Origin of the sequence: Leptolyngbya sp. FACHB-711, from assembly GCF_014695615.1 — a bacterium.
Classification (GTDB): domain Bacteria; phylum Cyanobacteriota; class Cyanobacteriia; order Elainellales; family Elainellaceae; genus Leptolyngbya_A.
The window spans coordinates 1-13,485 of record NZ_JACJOR010000225.1 but is presented as its reverse complement, the minus strand read 5'-3'; the positions used below and the strand labels follow the sequence as shown (position 1 = coordinate 13,485).

9 protein-coding genes are annotated in these 13,485 nt (G+C 52.4%); 8 read left to right on the top strand and 1 reads right to left on the bottom strand.

Annotated elements, in window-relative coordinates:
• The first annotated feature begins 125 nt into the window (after positions 1-125).
• The 6 genes from H6F80_RS08630 (at position 126) to dapB (ending at position 8,317) form a co-directional block, all read left to right on the top strand.
• Positions 126-1,004, top strand: coding sequence for a DUF2267 domain-containing protein (locus H6F80_RS08630; protein WP_190791168.1), 879 nt, complete (start codon positions 126-128; stop codon positions 1,002-1,004).
• Positions 1,005-1,407: 403 nt separating this feature from the next.
• The gene (locus tag H6F80_RS08625; protein ID WP_190791167.1) at positions 1,408-4,659 is read left to right on the top strand and encodes an MFS transporter; all 3,252 of its coding nucleotides are present in this window, start codon (positions 1,408-1,410) and stop codon (positions 4,657-4,659) included.
• A gap of 105 nt (positions 4,660-4,764) precedes the next feature.
• Entirely contained in the window at positions 4,765-5,505 is a 741-nt protein-coding gene (locus H6F80_RS08620) for a DUF3891 family protein (RefSeq protein ID WP_190791166.1), read from the top strand.
• 279 nt (positions 5,506-5,784) lie between these two features.
• On the top strand, positions 5,785-6,471 hold the full coding sequence (locus H6F80_RS08615; RefSeq protein WP_190791165.1) for an ABC transporter permease: 687 nt from the start codon (positions 5,785-5,787) through the stop codon (positions 6,469-6,471).
• A gap of 350 nt (positions 6,472-6,821) precedes the next feature.
• Positions 6,822-7,403: an adenylyl-sulfate kinase gene (cysC, locus tag H6F80_RS08610; RefSeq protein WP_190791164.1), complete on the top strand. Its 582-nt coding sequence runs from the start codon at positions 6,822-6,824 to the stop codon at positions 7,401-7,403.
• 92 nt (positions 7,404-7,495) lie between these two features.
• Positions 7,496-8,317 (top strand): 4-hydroxy-tetrahydrodipicolinate reductase, encoded by an 822-nt coding sequence (dapB, locus tag H6F80_RS08605; RefSeq protein ID WP_190791163.1) that lies wholly within the window; start codon positions 7,496-7,498, stop codon positions 8,315-8,317.
• 3 nt (positions 8,318-8,320) lie between these two features.
• Here dapB and H6F80_RS08600 read toward each other — a convergent pair whose 3' ends face one another.
• Positions 8,321-12,199 carry a DUF4347 domain-containing protein gene (locus tag H6F80_RS08600; RefSeq protein ID WP_190791162.1) on the bottom strand — a complete coding sequence of 1,293 codons (3,879 nt, stop codon included), beginning with the start codon at positions 12,197-12,199 and terminating at the stop codon, positions 8,321-8,323.
• Between the two features lie 656 nt (positions 12,200-12,855).
• Between H6F80_RS08600 and groES the strand changes: the two genes are divergently transcribed.
• Entirely contained in the window at positions 12,856-13,167 is a 312-nt protein-coding gene (groES, locus tag H6F80_RS08595) for a co-chaperone GroES (protein WP_190791161.1), read from the top strand.
• 86 nt (positions 13,168-13,253) lie between these two features.
• On the top strand, positions 13,254-13,485 hold a 232-nt coding region (locus H6F80_RS08590; RefSeq protein ID WP_277879079.1), incomplete at its 3' end, for a TCP-1/cpn60 chaperonin family protein.

Here is a 13,485-nt window from a genome sequence, read left to right as displayed (position 1 = left end):
AAAAGGTCATTAAAACGAGAATAGAACGAGGATCGATTTTTAAGCCTTAGGCTGGGTTTACAACCATTAATTTTGCAATCAAAATTGTTTAGATTTTCAAAGCGAGAAGCACACAGGAGAAGATAATGCCGATTTTTATTCGTGATGACTTGGTTTATGTGCTGCTGCAAAAGATCGATGAAAGCGATCAAGGCCCGGGTCCAGACCCAGTAAAGATTACTGAAACGGATTTGGCCGGAATGGAAGTGACTCCGGTTGAGCTTCTCGGACATTTAGATTTCCTGAACCAAGAGCAGTATATCAACGCTGAGTTTAGCGGCAATGCCTACGGCAATCAGGAAGACGTGCCGGATGCCGTGAACCCGAAGGAATTTGACTTTCGGATTGCGGGTACCTTCGGTTCGTCCGATGGTCCTTTGCCTCACCTGATCGAATTTGAGAAGGCAGAGCTGACCCAGAAGGGACGCAAAATGCTGGAAGAAATGAAGGCAAAACCGCCCAAAGCGATCGAGAAAGGTCCGAGCGTGCCGATCCTCGATAAGGATAAGCCGTTCCTGGAAAAGGTGATGGTTAAAGGCAGTCTGCCAGATTTGTTCGATGCCCGCGACCTGACCGAAGTGGTCTTCCGCGTCATGCGCGATCTGTTGACCAAAGAAGCTGCCGATCGCGTTGAATCTGAACTGCACGAAGAGGTTCTGCCAACCGACAACAAGGCTCTGAAAATGGAAATTAGCGATTTATGGCATGACACCAATCCGCTGGTTGCCTTTATCAGTCGTTTTCGTCCGCCGCTGCATGACAATGCCGGATTTTTGCTGAAGATCGACGACGATCGCTTCTTGTTCCGCGTGGCAAATGAGGGAGGCTTACCGCCAACCACCGATCGAGAAACGGTCGTTAAAGCGGTCTTCTCAGCTACTAAGGACGAGCTATCGCCAGAACGAATTCAGGAAGTGGCTGAAGCTCTGCCAGGCGTAGTTCGCAAACTCTGGGAAGAAGCATAACCACAGCCTGTTTGATTTCCCCTACCCTAGACTCTCTCCTAACAAATCAGCAATAGATTTCGATCGTCATAATCCGGTAAAAAACGGGTTTCATCGAATCTATTGCTATTTTTTTGTTAATTATTTCGATTAGCACAATTTGTCGTTATTGCTTTGCATTTCCCTACTTCGATCGGTTCAGCATTTGCCCGTCTACTGGTGATCGTGCTTACAATCCAGGCTTGAGTAGGCGGGTCTTTCTCACCTGGGGGAGATGAAAATTTCCCCAATCAAAGAGATTCTTACTCTATTAGGAATATTCATTTTTGCTGTGCTGCGATCGCCCTCACGTGGAACTGCTCCGCATCGTCAGCCTCGCGCAAGCTCTTTGCGTGAATTTGTTTTGTATTAGAAGGAAACGGACATGGTTCATTCGTTCACAGTTATGGAGTCTTGGGGAAGGCTGTCCTGGATTGCACAAGTTCCCGTCGATCCAAACCTGGCTCGCCCCGAACAAACCTCGGTTCTGTTTTCAGGACCGCAGTTTTTCGTTGCTTTGATTTCTGGAATCCTGCTGGCATTTGCGATTCAGCTGGTGCTAACCAACCTTTCGGTCGCAGCAGGCATTTCAATTTTGGGTCGCTCAACCGATCCTGATCATCAATCGAGTCGATCGAGCCATCACGATGATGACCATGATTCTGGCGTTGGCTCCACAATTCGCAAGATCGGGTTTGGCGTCGGTCTCTGGACGCTGATCAGCGTAAGTTTAGCTCTGTTTATTGCCTGTTATCTGGCAGTGCAGCTCAGTCTGCTGACCAGCTCTGGGCTGGGGGCGATCGTCGGTTTGGTGATCTGGGCGGCTTACTTTTCGCTGCTGGTCTGGTTTAGCTCGACGACCGTTGGCTCGATGGTGGGTTCGGTCGTGCAGGCAGCCACTTCCGGTTTCCAGTCAGTTTTCAACACGGCAACGGCAGCGATCGGCGGACAAATGGCAAAGCGGCAGGCAGTTTCGACCGCAGAAGCAGTGGCATCAGCCGTTCGCAATGAGATTGGCAGTGCGATCGACCCTTCGCAGATCCGCCAGTCGATCGAAGACTACGTGCACCGACTCAACCTGCCTAATTACGACCTGACTAAGGTACGACGTGATTTTGAAAGTTTGCTGGATGATCCAGAAGTTCAGGCGTTGGCAGACAACAACCGCCTGAGCCAGATCGATCGCCAAACATTTGTTGATCTGGTCAGCCGTCGCACCGACTTCTCACCGCAGGAAGTGAATCGATTTGCGGATCTGCTGGAAGGGACTTGGCGGCAAACGCTGGGCAAGCGTCAGCGGCGCGATCAAATGTCCGAACTGACCAACTATCTGCAAAGCACGCAGCCCGGACAGCTTCAAATCGACGAACTGAACCGCAAGATCGATCGCCTTGCGGATGAACTGCGTCAGGCGCAAACCAACAATACGACCTTGGCAGCCAATGTTACAAATGCGGTGAATGCCGCGAGTAGTGCAGCAAGTAGCGCAGCGGATGCCGCAAACAATGCAGCCAGTACAGCCGGTACTGCAAGCACAGGTAGCAATGCGGGTGCAAGCCAGGGCATGATGCAGCAGACCGCAATGACAGGTCTGAATACGCTGATTGGCCTGGTGATGGGGCGCACCGATCTGTCTGACATTAACGTGAGCCAAATTGTCGATCGCCTTAAATCTGCTTCAGGAACCGTTTCGGAGCAAACTAGCAAAGCGGTGTCGCAGGTGAAAGGCGACAATCAGCCATCTCCGATTCGCACCGATGTGGAACACTATCTGCTGAATACCTATTCCTGGCAGATGACTCCCGAACGGCTCGATCGCGAATTCCGCGAAGTGCTGTATGATCCGGCAGCCGACCCCGACGCTGTGATCGATCAGGTTTCGCGTCTGAATCGTGCCCTGTTTGTGCAGCTACTTTCGTCGCGGGGTGTGTTTACGCCGTCTCGGGTTGAAGAAATCGCTGACCAGCTTGAGCGCATTCGGCAGGAAGTGATTACCACGGCTAGAGCCGAAAAAGAGCGCGAGGTGACGACTGATTTGCAGCAGCGGATCGAAATTTATCTCACGCTGACGCCCAAGGAGCAGTTGTTCTCAAACAGCACTCTGCCCGCGTTCTATGCGATTCTGCACAATGCGGAAGCAGAGTACGAAACCACTTCAGTGCGTCTGGCTCCCTTTAGCCGTGATGCCCTGCGCCAAATGCTGATGCAGCGTCAGGATCTCACGCCCGAGGAAACAGAAACGATTCTAAACGCGCTGGAAGCCACTCGCAATCAGGCGTTAGAAGAATCTCGATCGCTCGATCAGCAGGCAAAAGAGCGACTCACCACGCTGCGCGATCGCTTTGCGAACTATCTCAGCAGCACAGGCAAAGCCGAACTTAGCCCTGAAGGGATTCAGCGCGATTTGCAGCTTTTGCTGAACGACCCGCAGACGGGCATTTCTTCCTTGCGGAATCGGCTAGGTCACTTCGATCGCGATACCGTCGTACAGCTTTTGCGCCAGCGTCAAGATTTGACCGACGACGAAGCCAATCGGATTGTGGGTCAGGTTGAGTCCAATTGGAATTCGGTCGTTCACGCACCGCAAACCGCAGTGGATACGGTGAAAGATCGCACCAATCAAACGCTCGAAACCCTGGCTCAATATCTGCGGAACACCAACAAAGAAGCCCTCAATCCCGAAGGGATTCAGCGCGATCTGCAAACTCTGCTGAACGATCCGAAGGAAGGATCGCTCGCCCTACGCCGCAGACTTGCCAGCATCGATCGCGATACGCTGGTGCAGTTGCTCAGTCAGCGTCAGGATCTCAGCTCCGATCAGGTGAACCGGACTATCGATCAGGTGCAAAACTCGATCGCCCAGATTCGCCGCAGCCCCCGCCGTCTCGCGCTGAGAACGCAGCAGCAGGTAATGGGCTTTGAGTCGATGCTGGAAGACTACCTGCGGAATACCAACAAGGAAGAGCTGAATCCTGAAGGCATCAAGCGCGATCTGCAAACCCTGCTGAACGATCCGAGAGCCGGAATGTACCAGTTGGGCGATCGCCTGTCTCGCTTTGATCGATCGACGCTGATTGCGCTGATGTCTCAACGTCAAGACATCTCCCGTGAAGAAGCCGAGCGAATTGTTGATCAGGTCAACTCGACCCTAATGCAGTTCCTCGATCAGATTCGACAGGTGCAGTACCGCATTCAGTCGGTGATCGACAACATCCTCGATCGGATTCGCAGCTACCTCAACTCGCTCGATCGCCCCGAACTCAACTACGAAGGCATCAAGCGCGACGTGCTGCAACTGTTTGACGATCCGCAGGCTGGCTTTGACGCCCTTCGCGATCGTCTAAGCCATTTCGATCGCGGCACGATGATGGCAATCCTGGGGTCACGCGCCGACATTCCCAACGAGTACGCCCACCGCATTGTGGATCAAATCGAATCGGCACGGGTGGGTGTTCTGCAACGGGCAGAGCGGGTACAAATGGAAGCGCAGCGTCGTGTTGAAACCGTTAAATATCAGGCGCAGCGTCAGCTTGACGAAACTCGCAAAGCAGCGGCAACGGCTGCTTGGTGGCTATTCTTTACCGCGGTCGTGTCCGCAGTAACGGCGGCAATTGGCGGTTCGATCGCAGCAAGCTAAACATTCAGGACTAACCTGAAACCGAAGGGCATGGCACGGCTATGCCCTTTTGTATGAGCTTATTCAATTTCAATGAAGTCAGTAGTTCAATTTCGAGAGATTGCAATGATTTCCAACTTAGTAGAAGACGGCTGGCAAATTATCTACCACCGTGCCCATGCCCTTTTAGCCGCCCAACTTGCCGGACACTGGGAGCGATCGAATGCCCCGATTCGACTCTATGAAACGATCGCCGCAATTTCTCACCACGACGATCTGGAGAAAGAATGGGACGGCAACGAACTCACCCCCGCAGGCGCACCGCTGGACTTCACGCTGGCTCACATCCCGGATAAAGAGTCGATCGCCAGTATGCGGGGTCAAATCACCAGTGCCCGCTATCGAGGACGCTTCGTGACGCTGCTAACTTCAAAACACCTGACCTTTCTAAGTCAGACTCAGTGGGGAGCTTCTCCCGAATGGGATGAGTTTTTGAACGAGCAAATCGAACTGCAAACTCGCTATCAAAAAGAATTGGGCATCAGCAAAGACGAAGCAGAACGGGCCTATCAGTTTATGCGCTGGTGCGATCGGCTCTCCCTGATTCTGGTACAGCAAAAAATTCCTGATATGGAACGCGCCCTGGAAATTACAAGTGGCATCGATGACATTCGCTATGATGTGCGTCAGCTCAAAGACGGCAAACTAACGGTCGAACCCTGGTGTTTTGAAGAAGACGAATTCACGGTGAATGTGGAAGCTTGCCATGTGAAACAGCTTCAATTTAAGAACAATCAGGAATTAGTGCAAGTCCTTCAGTCCGCTCCAATCGACATCTTGGAATGGACGTTTACCAAGGTGGACTAGAGCGATCGCAAATCATCAACCTATCGCTATTCACCTATCTCAACTTAACCTACAGCGTTTTTCATTTATGTAAGGTACGGGGGTATGTAAGGTACGGGGGTGGGGGGGCTTTCTCGCCGTACAGAGTTCTGCCCCTGCACTCCATTTTTTATACTTCAATCGCCTGCACAAGGCTGGATCTAATTCAGGAGTATCTCAAGCCTTTAACATGAGAGGAGGTTTGAACAAGGTGCGATCGTTCTCCGAACCGCCTCTCAGCCGATCAATTCTATATGGACCATGACCTATATCCTCAAAAACCCGTCGATCGTTTGGAATTTGCTGCTGGAGCATCTGGCGATGACGGGTGTAACGCTAATTCTGGCAATCCTGGTTGCAGTGCCGATCGTGCTGCTGATCACGCGACTGCCCTGGCTTAGGGTTCCGGTTCTAGGTGGGTTAGGGCTGCTCTACACGATTCCCAGTCTGGCTCTGATCATTTTGCTGGTTCCGTTTTTAGGACTGAATGCGCGATCGGTGATTGCGGCAATGGTGATCTATAGTCAGGTAATTCTGGTGCGAAGTCTTACGATTGGGCTTCAGGCAATTCCGCCACAGGTGATGGAGGCGGCGCGGGCAATGGGAATGAATGCCTGGCAGCGATGGTGGCGCGTGCAGGTTCCGCTGGTGCTGCCCATGTTTCTTGCCGGGGTACGGTTGGCGGCGATCGTGGTGATTGCCATTGCAACAATCGGCGCGAAGTTTGGGGCAGGCGGACTAGGAACGCTTTTATTTGAAGGCATCGCTCAAACCGGACGCTACGACAAAATCTGGGCAGGGTCGATCGCGGTGGCAGCCCTGGCTTGGTCAGTGAATGGTGTGCTGCTGGGGCTGGAACAATTCACCAGTCCTGCTCGGCGAATGCAGCGATCGCAGCCGTCTGGGTTGGGTCTGCTGTTTGCAATGCGACGCAGATCTTCCCTCTAAAGCCCTTCCCCCTAGAGACCCTCAATCCTACTGACCTATGGCGCGACTTTTGGAGTCGCCGAACGTGCAAATACTCGTCATGAAATTGACCTTGCTCAATCCACGAATGCTCGATCGATCGCGATCGCTCCCGAAATGAATCCAGATATTGATTCAGGAACAGAGCAAGAGCAGCGCACTCCAAAAGGAGGTGTGATTGGCTGGCTAAAATGGCTGATTGGACATCGCATCCTTGCAGCGTCTAAATTAGAACTAGTCTGATTCCCAGATTCGAGGGAAATATCAGGGAAAATCTTGTATTTGATAACCGACTTCGCAGACCACAAACGCTCGATCGGGATTCAATTTGGATGAAGTCGCAAGGGGAAGAACCTATGGAACGGAAAGGATTGGTTCTGTGGTTGACTGGACTCAGCGCAGCAGGTAAAACAACCCTGTCAAAGGGGTTAGAGCGTGAGCTAAAGCGTCGTGCCTGCCCGGTCGAAGTTCTGGATGGTGATATCGTCAGAACCAATCTTTCCAAAGGATTGGGCTACAGCCGCGAAGACCGCACCACGAATATGCGGCGGATTGGCTTTGTGGCAAATCTGCTCAGCCGGAACGGGGTGATTGCGATCGTAGCAACCATCAGTCCCTATCGCGATGCCCGTGAAGAAATGCGGCAATCGATCGAAGATTTCATCGAAGTTTATGTCAATGCGCCGATCGAAGTTTGCGAATTGAGGGATGCTAAAGGGCTATACGCAATGGCGCGGGCAGGCGAACTGCTAGCCTTTACCGGAATAGACGATCCCTATGAGGAGCCGACCAATCCTGATATCGTTTGCTATACCGATCGGGAAACGCCGGAAGAGAGCATTGCGAAAGTTTTAGAAGAGTTGGAGCGGCGAGAGTATATTCCGCCGAAGCCCCAGGTTGAATTTTTTATTTAGCAGAATCTGAGCGGGATTTAATTTCCTGCTGCTTTGTCCCCCCTGTCGTCTGCGTTGCTTTAAAATTGCCTGTGTTGAATCGCGGGGAACTTATGGCAGATCCAATTCCGGTAGTGGTGAATGGTGCAGCAGGCAAGATGGGGCGGGAAGTGGTGAAAGCGATCGCCGGAGCGAATGATATGACGCTGGTGGGCGCGATCGATCGCAATCCAGAAATTCAGGGGGAGGATATTGGCGAAATTGTCGGCTGTGGTGCGCTAGAAATTCCGGTGCTGAATGATCTGGAAGCAACGCTGGCAATGGCAGCACAGGAAAAGCAGCTTGCGGTGATGGTGGACTTTACCCACCCCGATTCGGTGTATGACAACGTGCGGGCAGCGGTCGCTTACGGGGTGCGTCCGGTAATTGGCACAACCGGGCTGAGCGAGGAGCAGATTGAAGAACTGAGCGAGTTTGCCGATAAAGCCAGTACAGGCTGTTTGATTATTCCGAATTTTTCGATCGGGGTGGTGCTGCTTCAGCAGGCGGCAATTCAGGCATCGCAGTATTTCGACCACGTTGAAATTATTGAGCTGCACCACAACCAAAAAGCCGATGCGCCCAGTGGAACCGCGATTCAGACGGCTCAGCTTTTAGAAGAATTTGGTAAGCCCTTTAACCCACCCAGCGTTCAGGAAACCGAAAAGCTCCCTGGAGCAAGAGGATCAGAAACCGAGTCCGGCATCAGGATTCACAGCGTTCGCCTGCCAGGACTAATCGCTCACCAGGAAGTGATTTTTGGTGCACCAGGGCAAATTTATACGCTCCGGCATGATACGAGCGATCGGGCTTGCTATATGCCGGGTGTGCTGCTGTCAATCCGCAAGGTAATTCAGCTTAAGCAGTTGGTGTATGGACTGGAGAAGATTTTGTAACGGTTAGGCAAAATAATCTACCGTCGTTAACACACCTGCTCCGCTGTTTCCGGGATTGAACCGGATGCCTGTCACATCGATAACCAGGTCGCGGTTTGCGCTGTAGCCCTTGACCGTATCATTGACCGACAGATAGGTATTGCCGCGCCAGTTAAAAAAGACCGCCTCATTTCCATGGAGCTTTTGACCCTGGCTGCGCTGATTCTTGTCTTTATAGGCGTTGCGGCTGGCTTGCTCCAAGGTTTTTCCTCTGACTCGTCCGGCGTTAAATAGCCCTCTGAGACGATCGCTCGATCGCAGATTATTGTCAAAGTCCAGCTCAAAGCGATCGCCTTTCTCAGCATTAAACTTCCGCACCCGATCGGGAGCATTTGCCAGCGAGGTGGTCAGGGCTGCGGCGGGACTGCTACCCGCGAAGATAATACGATCGGCTCCTGAGCCGCCAGAAAGTGTATCCTGACCGTTGCCGCCAATCAGAATGTCATTGCCCGAACCGCCAAGCAGCACATCGTCGTCCAAGCCCCCGTCGAGGCGATCGTTATCTTTGCCCCCGTCAAGGCGATCGTCACAGTCTAAGCCGACCAGCGTATCGTTGCCGCCCCGTCCGCTCAGAATGTCGCTGTTTTCTGTGCCTTCCAGAAGGTCTGCATCTTTGGTGCCGCGCCGCGTGATGCCCGGATCACAAATCTTGACTGTCACCAGATTCGTCCACCGCTCTGCCACGTTTGCCTGCAGCGGATTGCCTGCCCGATCGCTGATACCCGTATCGCCTGCGGTGAGGCTGAGCCGATAGTCGCCCTGCCCGTTGGTTAGCTTTCGCAGGTTGCCTAAGGTCCAGGTGATGCCGTCTGCACTATTCAGTGTGGCTCTAGAGAGATTCACCGGATTGCCGTCTTTGGTGAGCCGCAAATCGTTGATGTCCAGCCCAGCGACCGCTTCATTAAATTGCAGCGTAATAGCGTTGACCTGTTCGCGGCGGGTTTGGGGGGTGACGGGCACAATGGTTGGAACAGGAGCCGTGCGATCGATCGTGTAAACTTCTCCGGTGAAATTGCCGTTTCCGATTCCTGCCGCACCCAGGTTGACTCCCAGCGTGTTGATAATCGAGTCATTGTCGATCAGGTTTAAGCCGATCGTGCCGTCGCTGTTGCCCGCATTCACCGCAACCGTGTAGAAGCTGTCGTTAACTCGCGTGACCGACGCAATGCTGGCTCCAGTCACGCCTGTAGTAGCAAGGCTAAAGTCAGTGGCATCCACTCTCGAAACCGCATCGTTGAAAATGACCGCAAAGTTGACGCTGGTAGCGTTCAGCGGATTGCTTTCCAGACGAGTGATCGAGGCAACGCGGGGAGGCGTTTTGTTCACACTATAGGAACCGCCGAGGAAATTTCCGTTTCCTGCCCCTGCTCCACCCAGCGGTACGTCGATGTTATTGCGGATCAGGTCGGTGTCGATCAAATTAAGCTGCAAATTGCCGCTGCTGCTGCCCGTATTCACGCTGACCGTGTAGCTCTTGCCGCTGCCGTTCACCCCCGTAATCTGAGCATCAGGAATTCCCTGAAGGGCAAAACTACGCTGATCAACACCCTGCACATCCTGGGTAAATGAAACGGCGTAATTGACAGTGGCGGCTGCAGTGGGGCTGGGGTTAATCGGCGTAATTGATGAAACGATCGGCGCACTCTTGATCAAGGTGTAAACCTGTCCGGTGAAGTTGCCGTTATCGTTTCCGGCAGTGCCCAATGCCACTCCTAGCCCGTTACGAATCGAGTCGTCGTCTTTCAGGTTTAGTCCCAGGCTGCCATCGCCGCTGCCCGTGTTGACCGTAACGCGATAGGTTACCGGATTGAGTTCCACCAGGTCTGTAATCTGAGCATTGCTCACGCCTCCGGTCGTCGCCAGGACAAAATCACCCTTATCGACCCCAGTGACGGGTTGAGTAAAGTTGACTGTGAAATCAACGCGATCGGCATTGGTGGGGTTGGGGGTTTCTACGGTAATTCCTGAAGCCAGGGGCGGCGTTTTGTCGATCGAGTAGGTTTGGCTATTGGTGAAATTGCCGTTATTGGCTCCTGTGCCGCCTAGCTTCACGTTCAGATTATTCTGAATCGAGTCATTGTCAATCAGGTTTAAGCCCAGCGTGCCGTTCCCAGTTCCCGTATTTAGGGTGACGTTATAAGTGTCTGCGCTGATCGGGGTAATGCCTGTAATGGTTGCTCCGGTAATGCCCACGGCAGCAGGCTGAAAATCATCGATCGTCACCCCGCTCACGCCTGTGGAAAACACCACGCGATAGGCAACCTGGTCTGCCGCAGTTAGGTTTTGAGCATCGAGCCGATTAATCGACAAAACACCTGGAGGGGTGCGATCGATCTGGTAGGCTGCGCCGGATGTGTTGCCGTTGTTGATTCCCGTGCCACCCAATGGAACAACAATATTTCCTCTATTAGTGGAAATTGTGCTGGTAATCGAGTCGTTATCGCGCAGCCGCAACCCAATGGTTCCGGTGAGGCTGGTTCCTGTTTCGATCGAGACTGTGTAGGTTTTGCCTGACCCGGTAATATTTGGCACGAGCGCCGCATCGCTGATCGAGCCAGGAGTCAGCTCAAAATCGGTCGCATCTACCCCCGTGATCGGGCCATCACTGTCAAAGGTCACGGTGTAGTCCACTACATTGGCAGCCGTAAGCGGAGCAGCAGACCGGGCGATCGTCGCTCTGGGCACATTCACTTTCACCACAGACCCGACAACCGTATCGCCGTTGTAAGCCGGATCGCCCTCTGTAATTACTGTTACACCGTTGTTAACAAACAGTGCCCTAGCAGCTCCAGTCCCAGAAGCTCCTACGGTTGCGCCCGTGCCGCCGCTTCCGCCCGAAACTGCGTTGCCATTAAATGTCACACTAGCTAAGCGCAGTGAACCACCCTGAATCGAAATGGCTCCGCCTCGCGCATCTCCTCCTTTTCCGCCCGTTTCACCGGGAGCATTGCCACCCGTGCCGCCGATTGCGCTGTTGTTTTGAAACCCGACGCGAACTAGCGTAACGTTGCCACCGATGATCAAGAGTCCGCCGCCCTCTCCTAGTCCTCCGGTTTGTCCGGGCAGGGTTGCGTCTGCTCCTTTTGCAGTGCCCCCATCAAGCGTCAGGTTTTCAATCAGAACTGTCCCGCTCTCAACGGTAAAAATACGATGGTCCTGGCCGTTGAGGGTTTTGTTGTTGCCCAGGATGCGAATGTTCGATTTGATATTTGGCAAAGCACCGATGATATCAAAGTCGTTCGTGATGTTGATGACATCATCGCCTGCGGTGCTATTTGCATCGTCGATCGCATCCATCAGATCGTCGTAGCTGCCCACATTAAAGGTTGCGAGCTTCTGGCTGTAGGCTTCGAGTGCTTGGGGTGAGAAGGCGATCGGCGTCGTAACTTCTCCGGTTGTGGCTTCTAGCGTCCAGTCTCCGCCCAGTGCGGCACTGCCTGTCACATTAGTTGAGGCGGCAATATCTATCCCGGTGAGCTGGCTTAACTCAGTCAGGAACGATCGCCCCACGGTTCCCGCCGCTACATCACAGCCCCACAGCAGCAGATCCGCACCCGGACGAAAAGAAGCTGACCATTGCCGAAGCAGGAGCGCATATTGACCGAGCGTTGACCCACTGAGATGTGCCGAACCCAATTGCACCGCACCCTCGCTGCCGTGAGACACAATTTGTAGGCTGAGCAGATCGCGCCGCGCCGCTAAAAGCTGCGTAATTTGAGCAATGCCATCCTGGGACGGATCGAGCAAAACAACCTCTGCATCTGACCCAATTCCTTGCAGCAGGGTTTGATAGTCTGCAACGGCGGGGTCAACAACAATGAGCGTCGATCGAATTTCAGTCATGGGTAAATGCGGTCAGAAGTGGGAGCAGCAAAAAGCGAAACTTGTAACGTTTGAGAAATTAACTTTGTAAATCTTTTAGAAGTTGCTTAAATACCGAAACTGGAAGGCGGGTAGAGACAGACCATCCTCAGAAATCTAGGGGAAATATACCCATAGCTGGATAGTTATCTTGCAAGCAGCAGCAATTTTTTTGATAAATACTGATGCATGAAACGGAAATCTTGCTGAATTTAGTTTTAGAAATAGGCAATTAGGCTGTCTGAAGAATTACTTGAACAATTACTTAAGTAGAATGCCCGTGCCAGCGATAAAACTCGCAGGGCTGAAACAATGCTGGTTTTAGATTTGGGCTTTAGATTCAACCGCGCTCAATGCGCCAAAAAGGCTACTTTACAGCGCGCATCCTACCCCAGTTCGGGAACCCGTACTCCAAAAGGGGGGTGTCAATCGGTTGCAATTGTCTGTCTCGTTCCGCTAAATTAGCACTCAGGGGTTGAGAGTGCTAAACCTTAAACTCTCGCTCAAGAAATTACTTGACAAACTGAAGCAGATTGCAAGGCTGTTTATTTTCCAAGCTATGCACTGGTTCTGCCAAGGAACCGGATTTCTGCTGAGCAATGCTACACACCTACTCTGATATTTGGAGAATTCTTGATATGGCAGCAGTATCTCTGAGCGTTAGTACCGTCAAGCCATTGGGCGATCGTGTGTTTGTGAAGGTCAGCGCATCTGAAGAGAAGACCGCTGGTGGAATTTATCTGCCCGATACGGCAAAAGAAAAGCCCCAGGTGGGTGAAATTGCCGCTGTGGGTCCTGGAAAGCGCGGCGAAGATGGCAACCGCCAAGAGCCGGAAGTCAAAGTTGGTGACAAAGTGCTGTACTCCAAGTACGCCGGAACCGACATCAAACTCGGCACCGAAGAGTATGTACTTTTGTCTGAAAAAGACATTCTGGCGATCGTTTCCTAGTTTCTGAACGATTACGCTCCACTGTTTTCTGAATTTGCTTGCTGAATTTGCTGATTTGTATTTACTGGACTTAAGTTGGTTTAACTATGGCTAAGCGCATCATTTACAACGAAAATGCTCGTCGTGCCTTGGAAAAAGGCATGGACATCCTGGCTGAAGCAGTTGCAGTCACCCTCGGTCCCAAAGGTCGGAACGTGGTGCTGGAGAAGAAGTTTGGCGCACCGCAGATCGTCAATGACGGGGTGACGATCGCTAAAGAAATCGAACTGGAAGATCACGTTGAGAACACGGGCGTTTCGCTGATTCGTCAGGCAGCTT